The following is a 24,718-nucleotide window of genomic DNA, read 5'->3' on the forward strand; positions in this document are numbered from 1 at the left end:
AATATATATTACTTTATATCTTAATATGTTACTAAGTCCTATACCTTACATATTTATCTGATATTCTGTTTTACCTAGTTAAAGTGTGATGATTTCTAGTTTCATAGAAGGCACAGAAGCCCAACCTAATAGCTATTTTGATATTTATAATAATAGGCTGCTAATAATCATATTTTAATTCTATTTATAGGTTTTTATTTATAGGTTTATTTACCTGTTCAATATTAGGCGAACTCAACTTCAAATGGATTTATCAATGAAAAATTTCAAGCTCACTAAGCTAGCCATGCTCGCTGTCCTCGGTGCGATAAGTGCACAAAGCATTGCAGGGGGATTAGTTTTACCAGATAACAACTTACGCAGTGACCTTGCTTGGCTTTCTGAGCGCAACGTTATCCAAATTAGCTTATCCACTTGGCCGCTGTCCCAAGAAGAGATCACCCGCTCCTTAAATAATGCAAATATTACGAGTAGCGAACAAGAAGCCATTATTCAGCGCATCAAAAAGAACCTCGACCGCAAGAAAAACAGCGTTCAACTCGAAACTCACTTTGCATCTAGCCATAACTCCATGCCACAAGGCTTTGCCCAAAGTGAATATAGTGACATTCGCTATACCGTTTCAGGTAACTACAGCACTGACGATGTAGACTTAAACCTCACCGCTAATGGCGAACGTGCTTTACGCGTTGAAAATGGTTCTGACTACAACCTCAACGGCTCATATGGTGGTGTAAAAATTTGGAACCAATGGGTGACTTTTGGTGAGATCCCACAATGGTGGGGTCCTGGCCACGATGGTAGCTTAATTCGTACCGACGCCGCCCGTCCTATGACCGGTTTTCTCATTCAACGTGCTGACCAAAGCCCTTTTGAAACCCCATGGCTTTCTTGGATTGGTTCATGGCAATATCAGTTAACGGCTGCACAATTCAAACAGTATGACCCCAAAAATACTAAACTGATTGGTCTACGCATGACTATGAACCCAACTGATTTCTTCGAACTCGGTGGTTCACGCGTGGTCATGTGGGGAGGCGATGGCCGCCCGAACAACTGGGATTCTTTCTGGGATGCGATGGGTGGAAGGGATAACACCGGTGATAAAAATAAAGACCCAGGTAACCAGTTGGCGGGGTTAGACTTTAAACTAAAACTTTATCCATTAATTGACATACCCGTCAGTTTCTACGGCCAAATGGTCGGTGAAGATGAAGCTAACCTCTTCCCATCGAAAAACGCCTTCATGGGCGGTATCGAAGGCTACCACACCTTATGGGGCCAACCACTCAATTGGTATATTGAAGGCGCGAATACCCATACTGAGTGGGACAAAGACGGCGTAATGTATCGCCACTTTATCTATACTGAGGGTTATTACCAACAAGGTGCACCGTTAGGCCACGCGATGGGCGGCGACGGGCGCATGCTCACCACTAAAGTGGAATACACTCTCGATGATGACAACCGCGTCAGCTCTCGTTTGATGTACGCGAAAGTGAATAAATCCAACTTTGATGGCAACAAGTTATTCCCTAAATCAGAAACCATCAAAGGTGTTGATTTCGGTTGGTGGCATAACTTTGACAATGACGTCAGCACTGACGCGAAGGTTTGGGTATCTAAAACTGATTACGAAACACGCAATGATTTAGGCGCCGCCGTTACGGTAAACGTGCCATTTAAGTGGTAATTGGCACACATTAAGTATATTTAATCAAAATGGGTTATGTCCTTAGCATAATCCATTTTTTTATCCCCTCTGCATTATTATTTTAGTTAAAAATATATTATTTATATAATTCCAATCAATACTCAAATTAATTAATATAATCAATCGAATGTTTTATTAATATATCTTTACGCTAAATCAGGGTAAAAATAGATACATAGGCATCTTACTTTCATAAAATCCATACTAAAGATAATGATATACAAGGGATAACTTAACTAAAATATTTAATCACGTACAAAGCGTAAGAATAGGATTATAACCTGATAATTTAAAATAACTTATTTTACTGCCACTCCTATTAAGACTATTCTCTAAGACTATTGCCGTGATAGACAGTAACTAGCTTTAATGGTATTATTAAGCGCTTTTGCTTGACCCGATTCGTCACGAGGCATACTCTTTGGGCGGCAAAAAACAATAAGCCATGCTTATCAATTGAACAGATTAGCAAAAAATGCAATGTTTTCAATTAATAAGTGTGCATTTACAAATTCAATGGTGCTCTGGGACCCGACAACCCAGTGCGGTAGCTATGGGTGTTTATTAATTATTAATAATAGATTGAATAATCCATAGTTCAAATTTAATTAAATTGGTCTCTGAATTATGAATCAAATACTCCCTCTTATCGGTCGTTCTAATGCTTTATTTAGTCAAGACATTAAGGCTTATGAAAACGAACTTATTAAAATAGTTAGTCAATCACGTTTTTTAGTTCTAGGTGGGGCTGGTTCAATTGGTCAGGCAGTAACGAAAGAGATATTTAAACGTAACCCTAAAAAACTTCATGTTGTTGATATTAGTGAAAACAACATGGTTGAATTAGTGAGAGATATCCGCAGCTCATTTGGTTATATCAATGGGGATTTCCAAACTTTTGCTTTAGATATTAGCTCCATCGAATATGATGCGTTTATTAAAGCTGATGGGCAGTATGACTATGTTTTAAATTTATCAGCACTAAAACATGTTCGCAGTGAGAAAGATCCATTTACCCTAATGCGCATGATTGACGTCAATATTTTTAATACTGATAAAACAATTCAACAATCAATTAATTCCGGTGTTAAAAAATATTTTTGTGTATCTACTGATAAGGCCGCTAACCCAGTCAATATGATGGGAGCATCAAAGCGTATTATGGAAATGTTCTTAATGCGTCGCAGCGAAGAAATAGAAATATCAACAGCCCGCTTTGCAAATGTCGCCTTTTCTGACGGCTCTCTCCTCCATGGGTTTGACCAAAGACTGAAGAAACGTCAGCCTATCGTTGCGCCTAATGATATCAAGCGCTACTTCGTGACACCTCAAGAATCGGGGGAATTATGTTTAATGTCTTGTATTTTTGGAGAAAATAGAGATATCTTCTTCCCAAAACTCAGTGAAGCTCTTCACCTTATAACCTTTGCTGATATTGCTGTTAAATACCTTAAACAGCGCGGTTATGAACCGCATTTATGTAAAGATGAAGACGAGGCCCGTGAGTTAGCGAAAGTATTGCCAGCTAAAGGTAAATGGCCTTGCCTCTTCACAGCGAGTGACACTACAGGCGAAAAAGATTTTGAAGAGTTTTTTACAGATAAAGAAACACTCGACATGGCGCGTTTTGAAAATCTCGGCATCATTAAAAATAAAGCGAATTACCAGCCAGAGCTATTATCGTTATTTGAAACTGAAATCGCACAAATGAAAGCGCAAAAAGCGTGGAATAAAGAACAAATTGTTGCGCTATTTTTTAAAATGATCCCCGATTTCGGCCACCAAGAAACCGGTAAATATCTCGATAGCAAAATGTAAGGCCAACTAATGACACCACAAACACTGATAGAATTCATTCGCGATACATATAAAACAAATGAGTTCATTCCTCTACATGCCCCGACATTTACAGGCAATGAAAAAAATTATGTTGTAGAGACTATCGACAGTACTTTTGTTTCTAGCGTTGGGAAATTTGTTGACGAATTTGAGCGAAAAATGGAAGCCTTCACTGGTAGCACTCGAGCCGTTGCTACAGTAAATGGAACGGCAGCATTACATACCGCGCTTTATATGGCAGGTGTTCGCACCAACGACTTAGTTATCACCCAAGCCTTAACTTTTGTTGCAACTTGTAATGCACTCCACCATATGGGAGCTCAGCCTATTTTTGTTGATATTTCCCCTATCAGTTTAAGTTTATGCCCTAAAGCCGTAGAACAATACCTCGAAGAACATGCAGAACTCACTGAGAACGGCTGCTTTCATAAACAAACAAAGCAAGCAATTAAAGCCGTCGTCCCAATGCATACATTTGGTCACCCCGCAGAATTAGACGAATTACTTTCCGTATGTCAAAAATGGCAGCTTGCTTTAGTTGAAGATGCAGCGGAAAGTTTAGGGTCTTTTTATAAAGGTAAGCACACTGGCACTATCGGTGAATTCTCTGCATTAAGCTTTAATGGTAATAAAATCATTACAACTGGCGGTGGCGGGATGGTTCTTTGCGCCACAGAAGAAGCTGGAAAACATACAAAACATGTCACAACAACAGCAAAAATTCCTCATCCATATGAATTTTTTCATGACGAGCCAGGATTTAATTACCGTTTACCCAATTTAAATGCCGCGTTAGGCTGTGCCCAAATGGAACATTTACCCTTATTTTTAGAGCAAAAACGCAGACTCGCAAATCAATACCAAAATTTCTTCGCTGGTAGCGATTATCAATTTGTTGTTGAGCCATCTTATGCGAAATCTAATTATTGGCTAAATGCCGTCATCTGTTCCGATGCAAAATCACGAGATGAGCTGTTGAAACAGACAAATGAAGCCGGTGTAATGACTCGCCCTATTTGGAAACTGATGCACCGTCTACCAATGTTCAAAGATGCTCCTCTATGTGGAGACCTTAGCCAATCTGAGTTTATTGAAACGCATCTAATTAATTTACCAAGCACACCGCTGGATATAATATGAAAGTTGCAATCATCACTAGCACTCGAGCAGATTTTGGACTCTTATTTCCTCTCATAAAAGAGTTAGAGGATGATATTGAGTTTGATGTGACGGTTATTGCTACAGGAAGTCATTTAGATCATAAGCGTGGCTATACAGTAGACGAAATTTACCATTCAGGTATCAATAATATAATTACTGTAGAAACAGATATCGCTGATACAAGTGATTTAGGTATTTCAATAACAGCTAGCGATACCTTACATAAAATGTCACTGACACTTGATAAACTAGATCCAGATCTAGTTATTATACTTGGTGATCGATACGAAATGCTATCAACTGCATTTTCAGCCTTTTTACTCAAAAAGCCAATAGCTCACATTTCTGGTGGTGATATTACTAGTGGAGCATTGGATGATTCAATTCGACATAGTATAACTAAATTATCAAGCATTCACTTCACAACAACAGAAACCTATAAAAAACGTGTAATACAATTGGGTGAAGAACCGAGTAAAGTATTCAATGTAGGTAATTTATGTATTGATAACTTTAAAAAAATAAATAAAGCTTCTAAAGAAGAATTAGAAAATTTTCTTGGATTTAACTTATCAAATCACTCTCAAAATATATTAGTAACCCTGCATCCGGAAACGACTTATAGTTCACAGACTGAATTAAATACTATTTTTTTCACCGCATTAAAAAAATTAAAAGATACAGGTATAATTATTACGTATCCAAATCATGATGCGGGTAGCGATGAAATAATAAAACATATACAAAGTCTACAAAGATACCTCCCTGAGTATGTTTGCGTAAAAGAATCATTAGGGATGCGGTATTATCATTCACTCTTACAGTATGTTAATGCTGTTATAGGTAACTCCTCAAGTGGCATTACCGAAGTCCCTTCTTATGGGATTCCAACTATTGACGTTGGAAACCGACAAGAAGGAAGAATTAGAGCAAACTCAGTATTCAATTGTTCATATAACGAACAAGAAATAACGGCATTATTAAAATATGTATTAGAACCCAATATACAGTCTCAAATAAAAAATACAGTTAACCCCTACGGTGATGGAAATACCTCTGAAAAGATAGTTAGTATTTTAAAAAAAATATCACCGCCCAATCTTATTAAGAAAAAATTCTATGACATTTAATAAAAAAATAAATCACGTATATATTATTGCGGAAGCAGGTGTTAATCATAATGCTGATATTAATCTAGCCAAAGAAATGATTGATGTCGCAAAAGAAAGTGGTGCCGATGCAGTGAAATTTCAAATTGCATTACCTGAATTGGTAATGACAAAATGGGCAGGAAAAGCAGAATACCAAGAGGTGAATACCGGTACTACTGAAACACAACTAGAAATGTGTAAAAAATTGCATTTGAAGTTAGACGACTACGAATTCTTAAAAAAATATTGTGATGAACTTGGAATTACATTTTTAGCTACCGCTTTTGATAAACCATCTCTAGAAGTCTTAAAAAGACTTGGTGTTGATACATATAAAATCCCCTCTGGTGAAGTGAACAATTTACCTTACCTAAGAATGCACTGTGAAAAAGATATGAAAATTATCTTATCTACAGGAATGGCTAATCTAGAGGAAGTAAAAATAGCTACCCAAGTGTTACTTGATGGTGGAATTAAAAATGAAAACCTAACTGTTTTACACTGTAACACTGAATACCCAACTCCAATGGAAGATGTAAATCTATTAGCTATGGAAACTATCCAGAAAAGCTTAAATGTCAAAATTGGGTATTCCGACCATACAAAAGGAATTGAAGTTCCTATTGCTGCCGTTGCTTTAGGTGCTACTTGTATTGAAAAACATTTCACTTTAGATAGAAGCCTACCAGGACCTGACCATATTGCGAGCATCGAACCAAATGAACTAAAATTAATGGTTCAATCAATACGTAATATTGAAAAAGCGATATCAGGCAATGGAGAAAAAATACCATCTGAAAGTGAGAAAAAAAATATAGTGATCGCTCGACGCTCTATTGTTGCAAATAAGCCTATTGCAAAAGGTGAACGTTTAACAGAGGAAAATATAACAACGAAAAGACCTGCTACAGGGCTTAGCCCAATGCTTTGGGATAGTGTTATCAATACAGTTGCAAAAAAAGATTATGTAGAGGATGAGTTAATAGAGCTATGAAAATGCAAAGAACGCTCCTTTTCCCTAATGTTGGACGTAGAGTTGAATTAGTCAGTCGTTTTAAAGAATATGCTAAAAATAATGATATCCAATTAAATATTATTGGAACGGATCTCAATAACGATGCACCCGCATTATATTTTTGCGATAAAATTTATCAGTTGCCTAAACAGAGAGACGAAAAACTTGTTGAATTATTTAATGATATAATACGGACTCACAATGTTGATACTGTGATATGTACCATAGATCCAGACTTGGAGTTTTTCTCTGAAAATAGACACATCTTTAATAAAAATAAAAAATTAGACCTGATGTTATCTCACCAAGACATCATTAGGGCATCATCAGATAAAAATTTAACTGAACAGCTTTTTCGGGATGCTAAGATAAATACTCCACAAGTTTTGGTTACATCTGATATATTTCCTTTATTTGCAAAACCAGCTAAGGGTAGTGGCTCATTTGGGGCAAAATTAATTCAAAATAAAGAAGAGTTAGAAACATATCAGCAAGAATACGGTTTATATAACCCTATATATCAACAGTATATTTCTGGTAAAGAATATACTATAGACTGTTTTGTCACAAAAAATAATGAAATATATATATCTCCTAGAGAAAGAGTAAAGGTGAGAGGAGGCGAAGTAACTGTTAGTAAAACGGTAAAACACCATCTACTCATCCAGGAGTCTAAAAAATTACTTAACAATAGTAAATTTTATGGGCCAATTACTTTACAAGCTATAGTATCAGATGAAGATAATAAGGCATACTTTATAGAGGTAAACCCACGTTTTGGTGGTGGTTCAATCTTATCTATTGAGGCTGGATTGAATAGTATTTCTTATATTTTAGATGATGCAAATTCAGTATCAAATATTAAAGAAAATATAAAAATGTTAAGATATGATATGTCTGTATTTATAGATGAAAATGAATAAAGAATTACTTATATTTGATCTAGATGACACAATATATCCAGAATACACATATAATTTAGCTTGCTATAAAGCTGCATCTGAACAATTAAAACAGGATTATGGTGTAGACAGTTACGCCATGATTAAAAGTTTATTTTCAAAACGTATATATACTGGGCTTTTCGAAAAAGTATCAGAATGTTTTAATTTAAATCTATCTGAAGACTATATATTTAATTCATTAGTAAAGACATATAGAGGTCATATTCCTACACTAAAACCATATCACGGTTTTATAAAAAATATAGATTTATTGAGAGAAAAATATTCTCTGTCTATTATTACAGATGGAAATAAAGAAATACAAAGAAAAAAAATTAAAGCTCTAGGGATAGAACCTTATTTTGATTATATTGTCTGTAGTTCTGAGCTAGGTAAGAAGGTATCTAAACCGATGTCTTTACCATACGACACTGTCTTAAATTACTTTGATATCCCTCCAGAAAAAAGCGTCTATATTGGTGATAATCAGGCAAAAGACTTTATTTATCCAAAATCAATAGGTATGCATTCAATTCACTTAATGAATATAGAAGAAAACAACAATTTAATTTATCAAAATAAAAAAGGTACTTCTGCAGATTATACTTATTATTCTTACTCTGAACTAATTCAGAACTTACCTAAAGTATTTAAAGAGAAATAAAATGAATAATTGGGAAAAAATTATTGTAAGTCCTCAATCTACTATACGTAATACTCTTTCTATATTAAATGAAACAGGCTTACAGATAGCTATGGTAATAGATGATAATAATAATTTGATTGGTGTTGTTACTGATGGTGATATCCGAAGAGGCTTACTTAGAAATATCTGCTTGACTGATTCAGTTTCTACAATCATGAATACAACCCCTATAACTGCAGATATCAAAGCCCATAATAATGAGCTGAAAGAAATAATGGAATCAAATGGAATATTATCTATTCCGTTATTAAAAGATGGTAAAGTAGTGGGTCTTGAGTCATTACACCATATAAATAAAAAAAATAAATATCAAAATCCTGTTTTTATAATGGCTGGGGGATTTGGTACTCGTTTAAGACCTTTAACAGATAATTGTCCTAAACCTATGTTAACAGTTGGCACAAAACCAATATTAGAAATAATAATAGATAACTTTGTTAAGGCTGGTTTTAATAACTTTTATATTTCAACACATTACATGCCAGAGCAAATAAAAAATTATTTCGGTAATGGTGAAAATAAAAAAATTAATGTTACTTATGTGCATGAAGAAAACCCACTCGGCACTGGTGGAGCTTTAGGCTTACTACCCAAAGATATTCCTGATGATCTCCCTATTATTGTAATGAATGGCGATGTCTTAACAAAAATAGACTTACAAAAATTATTAGACTTTCATATTAGCAATAACGCCGATGCAACAATGTGTGTTAGAGAATATGATTATCAAATACCCTATGGCGTTATCAACAGTGAGGGTAATAAAATAACTAGTATGGTCGAGAAACCTATTCAACGTTTCTTTATAAATACTGGAATTTATGTTATTTCACAAAATATAATTAAATCAGTCCCACAAAATCATCGTATTGATATGCCTACTTTGCTTGAACAACATATTGCTATAGATAAAAATGTTCTCATGTTCCCCATTCATGAATATTGGCTAGACATAGGCCGTATGGACGATTTTAATAGAGCACAAAAAGATATTTACTCTCTGGGAATATTATAATGATTAATAATAAAAAAATAATAGCTATTATTCCGGCAAGAGGCGGTAGTAAGAGGCTCCCTAGAAAAAATATCCTACCATTAGTTGGTAAACCGCTAATAAACTGGACGATAGAAGCTGCTCTAGCTAGTAAATATATAGATAAAGTAATTGTTAGTACTGATGATATAGAGATACAAGAAGTTGCACAAAAAGCTGGGGCCGATGTCCCCGAATTAAGACCAGAAAATCTATCAACAGATACAGCAACAACACAAGATGTTGTATTTTATATACTAGATAAATTTGGTGACAATGAAGATATCGTTGTTATACTGCAACCCACATCTCCTTTACGAAACCATACCCATATTGATGAAGCATTAGAATTCTTTGAAGAAAAAAAAGCTTTTTCGGTAGTATCCGTTACCCCATGCGAGCACTCACCTTTATGGGCAAATACGCTACCTGAAACTCTTTCATTAAAAAATTTTTTGAATGCTGAATCAGAACATAAGCGCTCTCAAGATCTATCGCAATACTATAGACTAAATGGAGCCATTTATATTTATAAAACAAATGAAATAATAAGTGAAAAGAGATTAAGCTACAAAGAAAATAGCTATGGATATATAATGGGAAATAGGTTTTCCTATGACATTGATACTAATCTTGATTTCCAAATTACAAATTTCCTAGCTAACAACCCAGAAATATAATTTAAAAACCAAGTAGATAATGAAGAACAGGCTAATTCAACTTATATTGCGAATGATTACAGTCTTAGGTAAATTTATACTTGTTATTTATTTATCTAAATATGGTTCAGAAAATGACTTAGCAGTCTATACATTGGTTAATGCAACCATTTCATTTTCAGTATTTTTTATTGGACTAGAGTTATATACATTTACCAATAGAGAACTTATTGAACGAGGTAACTTAGTAGAACAGATTATAAATACAGTACCAGTTTTTATTATAACCTATTCTATTTCTATATTTTTAATATACTCCCTTAATTTAATCCCTACTGAATACATTCAATTATTTTTCGTGCTACTTGCAATGGAGCATATATTAACTGAATGTGATAGAATACTCGTCTCAATACAGAAAGCAATAAAAGCAAGTATTGTGTTTTTTTTTAGGACATCTGCTTGGATATATATTTTTATAATATACTCCTATACATCAAAATCTATTGATATAAAATCACTAATTTTATATTGGCTTCTATTTGATATCATCACTTTATTGCTTGCCTTATACTTTATAAAAGAATCGGATAATATTAACTTTAGAATTCCTTCAACTTTTATATCTATTAACTGGATCAAAAAAGCCTTTTTTATTGCTAAGAATTTTATTCTTGTATCACTTATCTCTAGAGGTGTTCTATTTTTTGACAAACTGATAATAGATAAATTCTCCGGTTCAGAACAATTAAGTGCATATGCATTCTATTCTAACTTTACAAATATTTTACTTCTAGTTTCAGGACCACTAGTCTCTGTCTTCTACTATCCAAAAATAATAGAAGAAGTGAATAATTTAAATTATAGCAAAGCTAAAGATTTAGCACGGAAATTCAAAATAAACATGTTATTAATGACTATACTTTTTTCTATTATAACGACTGTAGCTATGTATATTTCGTTATATTTCATAGAAAACAAAAATATAGAAAAGTATTATTACTGTTATTTTATTTTACTACTAGCCTTTATATTCAATAATATTAGCATATATTATCAATATATCCTTTACTCAACTAAAAGTGATAGCGCCATACTTAAAACATATATATACTCACTATTAATCTCTTGTTTCAGTTCTATCTTATTATTTGTTCATGTTGATACTATTAATTTAATTTCAATATTTTTGCTAGTTTTTTTTTCTAGCCAATTTTTATTAAAACGCTCTGCATGTAAATCTATCGAGTGGTACTATGATTAAAAAAGATATTTTTTTTTGGTATATTATCTCAAGCATTATAACGTTAATATTATTCCGAAACTCAGTCACAACCATTGTCGGATCATGGTTAGCCAATGTAATAATCATATTAACCTCAATATTTTTACCATACTTTATCTTAAGTTTTATTAAAGATAAATATAAAATAATTCACGCCTATGTTTTCATTCTTTTTATTTTAACTATAGCTAGTATATTGAAAAATGATTCATTTTTACAACCTATTATAGGTTTCTTCAATTTAGCATCCGCATTATCTTTTTTTGTATCCGCATTTTATATTTTTAAAGATAAAAACAAATTTATTAAAAAAATAATTAGACTATTTGTTATAATATCTTTAATTAACTCAGCTGGAGCTTTTATACAAGTTTTTATATCAATTGATATATTTGGCCTAATTAATAATAGTGTTTACACTAATATAGAGCTAATGAAAACAGGAAATATACAAGTAAGAGCGATATCTTTCATATCATCACCTCAATCCCTTTCATTAACATTGAGTATTGCTTGTATTCTTTGTTTACGTTTCAATCCATTTGAAAATAAAAATAAAAACAGTCTATCGTTTATAATATGCCTTTTAGGTGGGATTTTAACTATAAGTAAAGCTTTTTACCTTCCATTATGTATATTTTTCTTTCTTGAGATGATTCTTAAAAAGAATATAAAAGTTATTATCGTTTCCATTCCAATCTTGTTGATTTTATTCATGTCAACATTTACAGAAAGGATCGTTGAAGGCTTTTCGACAATTTTTAACATTTCAGAATACTCCGCTTATGAGCACTGGATTAATGGCTTAAAAGAAATGGATAATATATCTAACTTTTTATTTGGTAAAGGAGTTGGGTATTACTCTAGGGGGTTTCAATTGTTATCAGGAAATGATGAATCAGTTCTTTCTGTAGAAAGTTTCATAATACAATTATTTTCAGAAGCAGGATTAATTATAACGTTGCTCTTCATCATAATAATCTATATCTCACTAAAATTATCTTTTAAGAAAGACTATCGATGGGGTTTATTACAATTATCAATTTTAAGCGTAGGCCTTTTTACACCAGCCATATATGGATTTGTGGTTGGGTTCCAATATTATTTCATATTACTAGTGCCATTTTATTTAAATAATCAACAAGGAATAACTCGTTGAAAACTCTTGTTTACAATCCTGATGGGATCATAAGTCCTCTCCTACTAAGTGTTTTAAAAGAACTAACTGAAGAAGATGGTGAATTATATCATTTCGTTTGTAATGGTTTTTTTAATGGCTGCTCATATAATTTAACTGGTAATAAAGCAGTGTGTGCTTATTGTCAAAAAAAAAGGAGGCTAATCGAAAAAAATCTTCAGTTTAAGTCTAATGATTATTTTGAATTAGAAGCATCTAGCTATGAAACAAGTATAAAAGACTATGACTATCCCAATTTTTATAATTTTTCATCTTTGACTAATATAAAAATTGATGATATTGATTTAGGCTATGCTACTCTTTCTACTGTTGTGAATGATTTCAGAGAATATAAAGTTGAGAAGTATAACTCCAAGCAAAGAGAAATCACAAAAAAAATTCTCAAATCTGCATACTCCTACTACGATATTTCAAATTCCTTATTAGATAATATAAAACCAGATAAAGTTATAATATTCAATGGCCGATTGGTTTCAACCCGACCTTTATTAAGGCTATGTAATGTCCTATCTATACCATGCTATGTATATGAAATTTGTGGAACTGGTGATAAAGTTAATATATTTAAGAATGTTTTACCACATGATTCATCAGCCTACTTTAAGAAGGCAACTGAATACTATAATAACTTAGAATCAGAATCTGCAATTAAAAAAGCCAATTCATTTTATCACAATAAAAGAACTGGTATTAATAAAACTGACTTAGTTTATACCGATAAACAAGATCATAAACAATTTAACTTAAGAATACCTAAAAATAAAAAAATCATTTCTTTTTTTAATAGTTCACCAGATGAATTGATTGGTATCGGTAATGAATATGCTATTGGCTTATTTCCTAGTCAAGCAATAGCTATTGAAGAAACTATCAAAAATACATGTCAAGCCAATATTCACTTTTTTCTTAGAATACACCCAAATTTAGAAGGCGTGAATTCTGATGATGTTAAAGAACTTTTATCTTTGAAAAATAAATATAGTAATTTATCAGTAATCGAACCAGAATCATCAGTGAGTTCATATTTACTCTTAGATTCTTCTGATGCTATAGTTACTTTTGGTTCAAGCATAGGTGTAGAAGCAACTTTTCACGGTAAAACATCTATCTTATTAAATCATGCAATATGGGATGAATTCGATATTGCATACATACCAAAAGATAAAAATACCTTCTTCAATATGTGCAAAGATACTCTCACACCTAAACCTAAAGAAAACACATATCCCATAGCTTTATATTTACTTGAATATGGTGAAAAATTGAAATATTATTCAGGCAGTTATAAATATGGAGCTTTAGTCAACAACAAATCTGTAGAACCTTCTTTTTTTTATAAATTATCATATTTAATTTATAAGTTTCACATTCAATTAATATCAAAAAATAAAATTCAATATAGAAAATTAAAAGCTAAAATTTCAAAATACTTTAGTTTTCTTTAATTATTCTTAGTTTCAGTTTTTAAAATCCAACTGGAGATACAATGTTTTTTTCTGTTCTTCTTTCCGTCTATAAAAATGAAAATCCTAATTACTTCGATGAAGCAATGAGAAGTATATATGACAATCAAAGCTTAAAACCGACAGAAATCGTATTGGTACTAGATGGCCCTTTAACTAATAATTTATACTATTCAATTAATAACTGGGAAAAAAAACTGAGCCACATTCTGAAAGTGGTTTCTCTCCCTAATAATGTCGGATTAGGGAAAGCATTAAATATAGGTATAGAATATTGTACTTATGATTGGATTTTTAGAATGGATACCGATGATATTAGTTTACCATGTAGGTTTGAAAAACAAGTAAACTTTATACTTGAAAATCCTACTATATCTTTACTAAGTACAAGTATAGAAGAATTTGATGAGTCTATGACGCTGTCGCTTGGTTGTCGACAGTTACCTGATTCTTTATATGATATAAAAAAGCTAATTAAAAGTAGAAGTCCTTTCAATCATGTCTCTGTTGCTTTCAAAAAAAATGCTGTTATAGCTGTTGGAGGATATCAACACCACTTATATATGGAAGACTATAATTTATGGATCAGAATGATTTCATCTGGATGTAACGCTGCCAATATAAATGAAACATTAGTTAATGTTCGCTCTGGAACATCTATGATCAAACGTAGAAAGGGAATTATCTATATTAAAAGTGAATTTAAATTAGCAAAGTTGAAAATAAAGTATAATATTGACAACCAATTTTCTGCGTATTCTATATTTATAATTCGTAGTACTGCCAGGTTATTACCTTCGTATCTATTAGCCAAAATTTATAGCCAACTTAGAGTATAACAAGCCAAAAGACTAGATTTTAACTCTCACATATTATTAGCAATAACAGTTGGTTCAACATGAGTTATATTCCCTTAAACTAATCGTAGAATATATTGTATTATGAAACTTATTCCTTTAACTATTCTAGCTCTAACGGTTTTAACGGGCTGCACCGTCACCCCCGGCGCCTATATATCAACCTCAGGCAAAAATGTGGTTGATACTGGTGACCGTGATATTACTAAATTAGTTGATATCTACCCAATTTCGCCAAAATTGTTGGATGATATGTACACCGCACCCACCATTGCCAAACCCAATGCGCAGTTAGAAAAGCAACTGACTCACTATGAATATCGCGTGGGTGCTGGTGATGTATTAACCATTACAGTTTGGGACCACCCTGAACTGACCATCCCTGCGGGTTCATACCGTAGTGCGCAAGACTCCGGTAACTGGGTACATTCCGATGGCACCATCTACTACCCATATATTGGTAAAGTCAAAGTGATCGGTAAAACCGTTACTGAAATCCGTACCTTAATCAGCAACCGCTTAGCCACCTATATTGAATCCCCACAAGTGGATGTCAGTATTGCCGCCTTCCGCTCACAAAAAATGTATGTGTCGGGTGAAGTGGCAAAACCGGGTACATTGCCTATCACTAACGTTCCACTGACTATCTTAGAAGCTTTTAATAATGCCGGTGGCTTAACCGAAAAAGCCGATTGGGATAATGTGGTGCTTACCCGTAATGGCAAAGAAATCAAAGTGTCATTACAAGATTTAGTTCAGTATGGGGATTTAACCCAAAACTACCTGATGCTGCCGGGTGACGTACTGTATGTACCACGTAATGATAGCCAGAAAGTATTTGTGATGGGTGAAGTCGGCCAACCAACTACTCTTACCATTGACCGTGCAGGTATGAGTATTACTGAGGCCCTAAGCAAAGCAAGCGGGATAGACCAAACAACGGCTAATGCAACGGGTGTATTCGTTATCCGGCCAATTAAAAACCAGCCAGCAGCAGATAAAGAACTGGAAGCTCTGTTACCGAAAAAAATGGCGGCGGTCTATCAGTTAGACTTATCGGATGCCACCTCACTCGTGATGGGTACTGAATTTAAACTACAGCCTTATGACTTAGTGTATGTTACCGCAGCACCTGTGGTACGTTGGAACCGTCTAATCACTCAGTTATTACCAACTATCGCTTCATATAATCAATTAACCGAAGGTACCAAGCGTATTCACGACTGGTAATCGATATGTTTAATAATATTCTCGTTGTTTGTATGGGAAATATCTGTCGCTCTCCTACGGGGGAGCGTTTATTGCAACACTATTTTCCCAAAAAAACGGTTCATTCTGCGGGCATTATCGCCAAAAATGACATGCCAGCTTATGACAGTGCCATTCGGATTGCCGAGCAACATAACCTTTCCCTTGAAAACCATCAATCACGTCGCTTAACTAGCGAATTATGTAATAAAGCAGACTTAATCCTAGTGATGGAAAACGAACATATTGCTAAAATCCACCAACAGTTTCCTGAAACTCGCGGCAAAGTGATGTTATTTGGGCAATGGATCAATAAAACCGAAATCCCTGATCCGCACAAACGCAGCGATGAAATGTTTGAACATGTTTACCAGTTGATGAAAAAAGCCTCGATGACTTGGCAAGGCAAAATTTAATTTAATTTATTGGATGACTTAACATTTAACCTATTATGAACACAACAAAAAATAGCTCCCCTGCCTCAGATGAAATCGATCTGCTCGCTCTGTTTAAAGTTTTGAAATCCAATACCATTAAAATTGGGTTTTTTACCGTATTTTTTGCCGCTGTTGCGGTGTCATATAGTCTATTGGCAACACCAATTTACCAAGCCAATGCGACCTTACAGTATGACAAATTAGGTCAGGTTTCATTACTTGACCAAATGAGTGATGTCATGCCATTTGGTAACAGCAATAACCAAGTCGACTCTGAAATTGAAGTCATCAAGTCCCGCATGGTGTTAGGCAAAACCGTTGCAGACCTGAACCTAGACACTCAAGCAGCCCCTGAAGGCTTTGTCAGTAAATTACTGGGTGAAGTGGCTCCCGTTCATATTGCCCTATTTCAGTTACCTGAAAACTTAATTGGCCAGCCATTGACCCTGACGTATTTAGGGGATAACAATTATTCCCTCAATGTAGATGGCCAAGTTTTGCAAGGCAAAGTGGGTGAAGCGCTCAAACAAGGTGAAATTAACTTATTAATTTCCAGTTTTGCGGCTGAAACTGGCGAAGAGTTTTCGTTAATCAAAAATGCCCGTTATTCCACCATTGAAGACTTACGCAATACCCTAACCATCGCGGAAGTTGGCAAAGGTACCGGTATTATCAGCTTAGCCATTAAAGGGGCGGATCAAGCTGAGAATGTTAAAATTCTTAACAGTGTTATCCAAAACTATGTTGACCAAAATACCGAACGTAAAAAAGAAGTCACAAACAATACGCTCGTATTCTTAGATGGCTACTTACCGACTATTAAAAAGAAATTAGATAACTACGAAAACCAGCTCAATGCCTTTCGCAAAAAGAATGAATCCATTGACCTCTCTTTAGAAGCTAAAGCCGCTCTCGACAGTGCATTACAAGTCGAAGAAAAACTTAATGAACTGACCTTTAAAGAGGTCGAGATTCAGCAGCTATATACTCGTAACCACCCGGCTTATCAGTCCCTATTAGATAAACGCCAACAACTGTTACGTGAGAAAGAAAAAATCAGCAAAAACATTCAAAAATTACCAAATACCCAACAAGAAATCGTCCGTTTAACCCGTGATGTTGAAGCTGAACAAGCGATTTACGCTCAATTAGTGGCTAAGCAGCAGGAACTTAGCGTATTGAATTCCGGTATTACGGCGGATGTACGTATTATTGACTCCGCAGAATCACAACCAAACGCGGTGGCGCCAAAAAAATCACTGATTGTTGTTCTTGCCACTATCCTTGGCTTTATTATCGGCTGCGCATATGTGATTGCCCGCGAGTTCTTTAATAATAAAATTAAAAGCACGGAAGATATCGATGCATTGGGTGTCAATGTGTATGCCACTATCCCTTTCTCTTCTTATGAGAAAAAACTCATTGAAGCCGGCAATAAGAGCCCATTAGCGATAGAAAATCCAGCGGATACCGCCGTGGAAGCCATCCGCTCACTGCGTACCAGTGTGTACTTCTCGGTGATGAACCAAGGTAACAACCTGGTGATGGTCACCAGTGCGTCACCGGGTGTTGGGAAAAGCTTTGTGACCTACAATATGGCGGTGGTACTGGCTAACGCAGGTAAGAAAGTGTTGTTAATCGATACCGACTTGCGTAAAGGCCGTTTGCACAAAGCCTTTGGGTTAAACAATAAAGCGGGCTTATCTGACTACTTATCACAGCAAAGCTTAGAATCACCGACCATTCATGCGAACGTGATTGAAAATCTTGATGTGATTTGCCGCGGTAAAAACGTCACTCACTCTTCTGAGTTATTAATGGGTGAGCGCTTTAAGCAGTTACTGGATAAAGTCAAAAACCAATACGACATTGTGGTGATCGATACCGCACCAATTTTAGCGATTACTGACTCCGCGATTATTGGTAAATATGTCGGTACTTCATTGTTAATTGCTTTCTATGGTGTGAATACCGTAAAAGATGTTGATTTATCACTAAAACGCTTTAAGCAAAATGATATCGACATTACGGGTGTGATCCTAAATGGTATCGATGCAAGGTCTGACGACTATAACTACCATTACGAATATTAAAACTCAGGAATATTGCGATGCATAATCAACAAGTTCTTGTCACTGGTGGCCTTGGCTACATTGGTAGCCACACCTGTGTGCAGATGATCCAGCAAGGGATGCAGCCAGTTATTTTAGATAACTTGCATAATGCCAACCTTGAAGTGCTTAACCGTATTGAAGCTATCACAGGTGTTAAGCCAGTTTTTTACCAAGGTGATGTGCGTGATGGGCAAATTTTAGCGTCTATTTTTGCTAATCATCAAATCCAGTCAGTGATCCACTTTGCTGGCTTAAAAGCCGTTGGTGAGTCAGTTGAAAAACCGATTGAATACTATGATGTTAATGTCAATGGCACATTGGTATTAGTCGAAAGCATGAAAAAAGCGGGTGTTAAGAGCCTGATTTTTAGTTCTTCAGCGACCGTATATGGTGACCCTGAAGAGGTACCATTAACAGAAAACTCCAAAGTCGGTGGGACTACCAACCCATACGGAACCAGTAAGTATATGGTTGAACGTATCCTTTCAGATTTATATATTGCGGAAGATGACTGGTCACTGACATTACTACGTTACTTTAACCCTGTTGGTGCACACCCATCGGGCACTATGGGTGAAGACCCGCAAGGTATTCCAAATAACTTGGCACCGTTTGTTTCCCAAGTCGCTGTAGGCCGCCGCCCACAAGTGATGGTATTTGGTAATGATTACCCAACACCGGATGGTACTGGTGTGCGTGACTATATTCACGTAATGGATTTGGCTGATGGCCATATTGCCGCGCTGAATAAAGTTAGCCAGCAAGCAGGTTTACATGTTTACAATCTTGGTACAGGAACTGGCACAAGTGTACTGGAAATTATTACCGCTTTTGAAAAAGCGGCAGGTAAGCCAATTAAATATGAGATTGTAGCAAGGCGCCCCGGTGATATTGCGGAATGCTGGTCTAGCCCAGACAAAGCATTCAAAGACCTAGGTTGGAAAGCGCGGTATTCTATTCAAGATATGGTGAATGATAGCTGGCGTTGGCAGTCCATGAACCCTAATGGTTATAACAGCTAACCTCAACGAGTTATTTCACAAACGAGCCTGTATGGCTCGTTTTTTGTTTTTAGGGGGCAAATAAATTTTATGACACATATAAAAGTTCCACATGAAAACAAAGCCATTTGCGCGTAAACTCTTCCCATCATTTATTATCACAAATATCAACTTAACGTTATGCCACACATTGTTTTATTCGAACCAGAAATACCGCCAAATACTGGCAATATCATTCGCCTTTGTGCCAATACTGGCTTTGATTTACATCTTATTCACCCGCTTGGGTTTACATGGGATGATAAACGCCTACGCCGTGCAGGGTTAGACTATAGCGAATTTGCCGATATCAAACACCATCATGATTATTTTGCTTTTTTAAAAAGTGAAGGGCTGAACCCTGATAATAACCAATCTGAAAGCGGTGCCCGTGTGTTTGCCTTAACGACTAAAGGTAAGCCAAGTCATAGTAATGTTAGCTATCAAGAAAATGATTATTTGATGTTTGGTCCTGAAACCCGAGGGCTGCCGCCTTATGTGCTAGATAACATGCCAATAGAGCAAAAAATTCGTATTCCGATGTTGGCAGATAGCCGCAGTATGAATTTATCCAACTCTGTGGCAGTGGTTGTGTTTGAAGCATGGAGGCAGTTGGGGTATGCAGGGGCGCTGCTAAAGGACTAGACTATAAAAGGAGCTCAGTTTGAGTTCCTTTAGTTTGAATCAATAAAAAAATGCTCTCCACCAATTAATGGGATCAACCTTGCGAGTACACCATCAAGAACCCCCTCATCAGCAACTACCCCAAACTTCATACTTCTATCTTTCCAAGATAGTGTTTGAATAAGGTTTGCCGCAGCAACACACGGAGTATCAAGATTATTTATCCTTACTTCTGTTATGTGCTCTCTAATGCTTGTGCTAATAGGACAACAAATTACCAAGCCTGATTTTTTATTATATTCCACACTGGATAAAACGAGTGCAAGCCGATATTTTCCTATTTCTTTTCCTATTTCTTTTCCTTTCGTTGGGTCAAAATCTAACCAAATAATATCATTTCGCCTTGGTATGTAACCTTTACTCATTCACCAATTTCCATATCATTAATTTGAGCAAGTTCATCTGAATGACTATTATATTCATTCATATTGTCAAGCAAATAAGCTTCAGAAAACATCCTTATCTTCTTTTTGGGAGAAAGAACCAGATTACCGTTATTAACAGAAATATCAAGACGTTGGCCAACCTCAATACCTAATTGTTTTAAGATAGCTGATGGGATAACAATGCCTTGGCTATTTCCCCATTTTTTTATAGCAACGCTCATTTCTCTTACCCCATACTTATTTTTGAGTATATTAGTTTCTAAATGTATAAACATTGTATAACCTCATTGAGGTTAAAGCAAAATTTCGGTCAATTTATATACAGATAGGGGAAATCAAAAATGAAAACGATCGAACTAGAACCCTCACAACTCAAATCCCATCCCCATCTTCAAAACCCCAAATAGTACCATTAAAGTTTTGATCCATTTCTAAGGACGGTTTATCGCTGGTTGGTTTACCGACAATGCGTGCTGGAACCCCTGCTACTGTGGTATGCGGTGGAACGGGGTGAAGTACAACAGAACCTGCGCCAATTTTTGCGCCACGGCCAATTTCAATATTGCCTAAGATTTTTGCCCCTGCGCCAATCATCACCCCTTCTCTTACTTTAGGATGGCGGTCGCCACAGGTTTTCCCGGTACCACCGAGTGTGACGGATTGCAAAATTGAGACATCATTTTCGACAATTGCGGTTTCCCCAATCACAATACCAGTTGCGTGGTCAAGCATGATGCCACAACCAATACGGGCCGCTGGGTGGATGTCGACACCAAATGAAACGGAGATTTGATTTTGTAGGTAAACCGCCAGCGCTTGGCGGCCTTCTTTCCACAACCAATTACCGATGCGATAGGCTTGCAAGGCGTGAAAACCTTTTAAGTACAATAGTGGCGTGGAATATTTATCAACGGCAGGGTCACGTAAGCGAACGGCTGCTAAGTCCATTGCCGCAGAGAAAATCATACTTTCGTCATTGCGATAAGCGGCTTCCACAATTTCGCGCACTTCAAGAGCAGGCATAATCGGTGAACTCAGTTTATTCGCTAGCATATAGCTGAGCGCACTGCCTAAATTGTCATGCTTTAACAATGTCGCGTTAAAAAAACTGGCGAGGAGTGGTTCGCAGTCCGCAAGAGACTTCGCTTCATCTTTAATGAAACCCCAAATTCTATCCAGTTCTTCACGCGACATAATCACTCACCTATCTATTTTTATTAATCATGCAGCTTTGGCATATCGGCAATTTCATCTTTCGTCGCACGCCCTAATAGGGCTTGCGCTGCCTCTAACACATTTTTATGGCGATAGAGGATTTGATAAATTTGCTCAGTAATTGGCATTTCAACACCAGCCCGCTCAGCCAGTGCGCGGACTTCTTTGGTATTTCGATAGCCTTCAACCACTTGGCCAATCTCTTTTTCTGCATCTTCAACGCTAATGCCATCGCCTAGCATCATGCCAAATCGCCGGTTACGGGATTGGTTATCGGTACACGTTAACACAAGGTCACCTAAACCCGCCATCCCCATAAAAGTTGCAGGGTCTGCTCCTAAAGCTGCACCTAAACGGCTCATTTCCGCTAAACCACGCGTAATCAATGCGGTACGTGCGTTTGCACCAAACCCCATACCATCGGAGATCCCTGCGCCAATTGCGATGACATTTTTTACTGCTCCGCCCAGTTGCACCCCTACCATATCGGGGTTCTTATAGACACGGAAACTTTTGCCGCAATGGAATAATTTTTGTAAATCATCACCAAATTGGCTATCGCTTGCCGCCACGGAAATTGCTGTCGGTAAACCCGCAGCTAACTCTTTCGCAAATGTCGGACCAGACAACACAGCCAGCGGAATTTCATTGCCTAATACCTCACGTGCCACTTCTTGCAACAAACGACCTGTATCCCGTTCTAAACCTTTAGTCGCCCAAATAATACGGGAGTCTGCGCGTAAGTATGGTTGGATCTGTTTTAGTACATCACCAAAAACATGGCTAGGTACGACAATCAAGATATTGGGGCTCGCCTCAACGGCGCGTTTTAAGTCCGTTTCGAGAGATAAACTATCAGGGAAAGAAACGCCAGGCAAAAACGCCTGATTGCTGCGTTCTTGTTCTAATTGATGAATGTGTTTTGGGTCATGGCCCCATAGCACAACCTGATGTGCATTACGTGCAAGCGTAATGGCTAAAGCGGTGCCGTACGAGCCGGCACCGATCACTGTCATTGAAGCAGTATTCATTAAGCGTCCTGTTGAGCTTCTGAGTTCTGCGCTTGTTCACCTTGTTGCTGCTGTAAATAGTTCATGAACAGTGCATCAAAGTTAACTGGCGCTAAGTTCAATTGTGGGAATGTACCACGGCCCACTAAGCTTGTGATCGCTTCACGTGCATATGGGAACAGGATGTTCGGGCAGTATGCACCTAAGCAATGTGCCATTTGAGTACCTTCAATGCCTTCGATAGAGAAAACACCCGCCTGCTGCACTTCACACAAGAAAGCCGTTTCTTCACCTAAAGTTGCCGTTGTTGTAACACGTAAAACAACCTCATAAACACCTTCAGACAGCTGAGTTGAAGAAGTATCTAAATCTAATTTGATTTCTGGTTGCCACTCGTGTTGAAAGATGTGTGGTGCGTTAGGTGCTTCAAATGAAACGTCTTTTGCATAAATGCGTTGAATTTGAAAGACCATTTCTGAGTTGTTTTGTTCTGACATAGTTTATGTACCTTTAACTTCCATATGAATTTTCCCTGTTATTCTTTGAGCTACAGGGGTGTTCGCTGCGTTGCGCTACCCAAGTCACATACTGATGTATGCTCCTTGGATATCTTCACTTGCTGCCTACCTGTAGCCCAAATAATTTAAGGGAAACCCTGTTATTCTGAGCTACTGGGGTGTTCGCTGCGTTGCGCTCCCCAAATTACTTGTTACATATATAACTTGGGAAGCAACTCGATACCAGATAATTACTTCTTACCACGAGCTAAAGGAAGGTTTTCACCTGCCCAGCCAGAGATCCCTTCCTTCAGGACAAAGACTTTTTCAAAACCGTGTTGTGCCAGCTGTTCCGCCGGTTTACCTGATTCCATACCACTTGCAGAAACGATAATTACTGGTTTCTGTTTGTGTTTTTCTAATTCACCTAAATTATTCTCTTTAATTTCAGACGGTGTTAAGTTTATAGAATCAATAATGTGCCCTTTACGGAAATCGTCACGAGAACGTAAATCGACAACAACCGCCTCTTCCTTATTAATCAGTGTAATCGCTTGTGAACGAGCAATCACTTTCGTTTTAGAGAAAAGGCCTTTAAAGGTCATAACAACGACAGCGACTAATAGCGCTATCCAAACCAGACTCAATAACATGTTCCGGCTTACAAATTGCATGATTTCTTGGATCATGGGGGGCAATCACTCCCGTTAGTTAAAAACGAATATCAAAGGGTTCTGAGTATACCTTTGTGTTGAGCTAATTACAGCCAATTCCCGCAAACTCGCTTGTTTTTTTTGCGGTAAGGCCCGCAAAATTAACACAGTTCACTGAAAAATAACTTTTCTGTTTCGAAGCTGTACGCAAATATTTTAACATAAACGTGCGAAACAGGTCTAAGCTGTGCTTCAAATAGGCAATGAATAAGAAAAAAGTATTGAAAACTGGCTATACAAAATAAATCAGTGATAATAAAACTGTGTTATTTGACTTAATATAGTTCTAATTCAGGGCAAAAATCCGAATTTATAAATGTTTTCAATACTATTTGTTAGACAGTGCTGG

General features: G+C 36.3%; 24 protein-coding genes. 18 read left to right on the forward strand and 6 right to left on the reverse strand.

The features are described 5' to 3' along the window. The first annotated feature begins 256 nt into the window (after positions 1-256). The 18 genes from M0M83_RS19940 to trmL all read left to right on the forward strand — a co-directional run bounded on the left by M0M83_RS19940 (position 257) and on the right by trmL (position 20,509). On the forward strand, positions 257-1,693 hold the full coding sequence (locus M0M83_RS19940) for a capsule assembly Wzi family protein (RefSeq protein WP_248467244.1): 1,437 nt from the start codon (positions 257-259) through the stop codon (positions 1,691-1,693). A 648-nt stretch (positions 1,694-2,341) separates the two neighbouring features. After that, positions 2,342-3,532 carry a UDP-N-acetylglucosamine 4,6-dehydratase gene (locus tag M0M83_RS19945; protein ID WP_248467245.1) on the forward strand — a complete coding sequence of 397 codons (1,191 nt, stop codon included), beginning with the start codon at positions 2,342-2,344 and terminating at the stop codon, positions 3,530-3,532. 9 nt (positions 3,533-3,541) lie between these two features. Further along, on the forward strand, positions 3,542-4,693 hold the full coding sequence (locus tag M0M83_RS19950; protein ID WP_248467246.1) for a LegC family aminotransferase: 1,152 nt from the start codon (positions 3,542-3,544) through the stop codon (positions 4,691-4,693). Beyond that, entirely contained in the window at positions 4,690-5,844 is a 1,155-nt protein-coding gene (gene neuC, locus M0M83_RS19955) for a UDP-N-acetylglucosamine 2-epimerase (RefSeq protein WP_248467248.1), read from the forward strand. The genes M0M83_RS19950 and neuC overlap by 4 nt, the downstream gene beginning before the upstream one ends. Next, a complete protein-coding gene (neuB, locus tag M0M83_RS19960) occupies positions 5,834-6,859 on the forward strand; it encodes an N-acetylneuraminate synthase (protein WP_248467249.1) in 1,026 nt (341 codons plus the stop codon). Before neuC ends, neuB begins: the two co-directional genes overlap by 11 nt. A 2-nt stretch (positions 6,860-6,861) precedes the next feature. Further along, on the forward strand, positions 6,862-7,803 hold the full coding sequence (locus M0M83_RS19965) for an ATP-grasp domain-containing protein (protein WP_248467251.1): 942 nt from the start codon (positions 6,862-6,864) through the stop codon (positions 7,801-7,803). Beyond that, positions 7,796-8,488: an HAD family hydrolase gene (locus tag M0M83_RS19970; protein WP_248467252.1), complete on the forward strand. Its 693-nt coding sequence runs from the start codon at positions 7,796-7,798 to the stop codon at positions 8,486-8,488. The genes M0M83_RS19965 and M0M83_RS19970 overlap by 8 nt, the downstream gene beginning before the upstream one ends. 1 nt (position 8,489) lies before the next feature. Next, a complete protein-coding gene (locus M0M83_RS19975) occupies positions 8,490-9,545 on the forward strand; it encodes a nucleotidyltransferase family protein (protein WP_248467253.1) in 1,056 nt (351 codons plus the stop codon). After that, the gene (locus M0M83_RS19980; protein ID WP_248467255.1) at positions 9,545-10,243 is read left to right on the forward strand and encodes a cytidylyltransferase domain-containing protein; all 699 of its coding nucleotides are present in this window, start codon (positions 9,545-9,547) and stop codon (positions 10,241-10,243) included. Before M0M83_RS19975 ends, M0M83_RS19980 begins: the two co-directional genes overlap by 1 nt. A gap of 52 nt (positions 10,244-10,295) precedes the next feature. Next, the gene (locus M0M83_RS21885) at positions 10,296-11,486 is read left to right on the forward strand and encodes a hypothetical protein (protein WP_248467256.1); all 1,191 of its coding nucleotides are present in this window, start codon (positions 10,296-10,298) and stop codon (positions 11,484-11,486) included. Next, positions 11,479-12,666, forward strand: coding sequence for a hypothetical protein (locus tag M0M83_RS19990; protein ID WP_248467257.1), 1,188 nt, complete (start codon positions 11,479-11,481; stop codon positions 12,664-12,666). The genes M0M83_RS21885 and M0M83_RS19990 overlap by 8 nt, the downstream gene beginning before the upstream one ends. Further along, positions 12,663-14,150 (forward strand): hypothetical protein, encoded by a 1,488-nt coding sequence (locus M0M83_RS19995; protein ID WP_248467258.1) that lies wholly within the window; start codon positions 12,663-12,665, stop codon positions 14,148-14,150. Before M0M83_RS19990 ends, M0M83_RS19995 begins: the two co-directional genes overlap by 4 nt. A 41-nt stretch (positions 14,151-14,191) precedes the next feature. Continuing rightward, on the forward strand, positions 14,192-15,007 hold the full coding sequence (locus M0M83_RS20000; RefSeq protein WP_248467259.1) for a glycosyltransferase: 816 nt from the start codon (positions 14,192-14,194) through the stop codon (positions 15,005-15,007). A gap of 102 nt (positions 15,008-15,109) precedes the next feature. Beyond that, positions 15,110-16,255, forward strand: coding sequence for a polysaccharide export protein (locus M0M83_RS20005; protein WP_248467260.1), 1,146 nt, complete (start codon positions 15,110-15,112; stop codon positions 16,253-16,255). Positions 16,256-16,260: 5 nt separating this feature from the next. After that, positions 16,261-16,689: a protein tyrosine phosphatase gene (locus M0M83_RS20010; RefSeq protein ID WP_248467261.1), complete on the forward strand. Its 429-nt coding sequence runs from the start codon at positions 16,261-16,263 to the stop codon at positions 16,687-16,689. Between the two features lie 35 nt (positions 16,690-16,724). Beyond that, the gene (locus tag M0M83_RS20015; RefSeq protein ID WP_248467262.1) at positions 16,725-18,803 is read left to right on the forward strand and encodes a polysaccharide biosynthesis tyrosine autokinase; all 2,079 of its coding nucleotides are present in this window, start codon (positions 16,725-16,727) and stop codon (positions 18,801-18,803) included. A 17-nt stretch (positions 18,804-18,820) separates the two neighbouring features. Further along, entirely contained in the window at positions 18,821-19,846 is a 1,026-nt protein-coding gene (galE, locus tag M0M83_RS20020) for a UDP-glucose 4-epimerase GalE (RefSeq protein ID WP_248467264.1), read from the forward strand. 159 nt (positions 19,847-20,005) lie between these two features. Next, positions 20,006-20,509, forward strand: coding sequence for a tRNA (uridine(34)/cytosine(34)/5-carboxymethylaminomethyluridine(34)-2'-O)-methyltransferase TrmL (gene trmL / locus M0M83_RS20025; protein ID WP_125895018.1), 504 nt, complete (start codon positions 20,006-20,008; stop codon positions 20,507-20,509). 29 nt (positions 20,510-20,538) lie between these two features. On the opposite strand, the gene M0M83_RS20030 is transcribed toward trmL, so the two are convergent. From M0M83_RS20030 to M0M83_RS20055, 6 genes are all read right to left on the reverse strand, one after another. Further along, complete coding sequence (locus tag M0M83_RS20030; RefSeq protein WP_248467265.1) at positions 20,539-20,913, reverse strand: type II toxin-antitoxin system PemK/MazF family toxin; 375 nt, start codon at positions 20,911-20,913, stop codon at positions 20,539-20,541. Beyond that, positions 20,910-21,209, reverse strand: a complete 300-nt coding sequence (locus tag M0M83_RS20035; protein WP_047756787.1) for an AbrB/MazE/SpoVT family DNA-binding domain-containing protein — start codon at positions 21,207-21,209, stop codon at positions 20,910-20,912. Before M0M83_RS20035 ends, M0M83_RS20030 begins: the two co-directional genes overlap by 4 nt. 97 nt (positions 21,210-21,306) lie before the next feature. After that, positions 21,307-22,128 (reverse strand): serine O-acetyltransferase, encoded by an 822-nt coding sequence (gene cysE, locus M0M83_RS20040; protein WP_096863622.1) that lies wholly within the window; start codon positions 22,126-22,128, stop codon positions 21,307-21,309. Between the two features lie 23 nt (positions 22,129-22,151). Continuing rightward, entirely contained in the window at positions 22,152-23,180 is a 1,029-nt protein-coding gene (gpsA, locus tag M0M83_RS20045) for an NAD(P)H-dependent glycerol-3-phosphate dehydrogenase (RefSeq protein ID WP_248467266.1), read from the reverse strand. Then, entirely contained in the window at positions 23,180-23,656 is a 477-nt protein-coding gene (gene secB, locus M0M83_RS20050) for a protein-export chaperone SecB (protein ID WP_004906947.1), read from the reverse strand. The genes gpsA and secB overlap by 1 nt, the downstream gene beginning before the upstream one ends. A 251-nt stretch (positions 23,657-23,907) precedes the next feature. Continuing rightward, positions 23,908-24,345 (reverse strand): rhodanese-like domain-containing protein, encoded by a 438-nt coding sequence (locus tag M0M83_RS20055; protein WP_004265159.1) that lies wholly within the window; start codon positions 24,343-24,345, stop codon positions 23,908-23,910. Between the last annotated feature and the right edge of the window lie 373 nt (positions 24,346-24,718).

It is taken from the genome of Providencia rettgeri (genome assembly GCF_023205015.1).
Classification (GTDB): Bacteria; Pseudomonadota; Gammaproteobacteria; order Enterobacterales; family Enterobacteriaceae; genus Providencia; species Providencia rettgeri_E.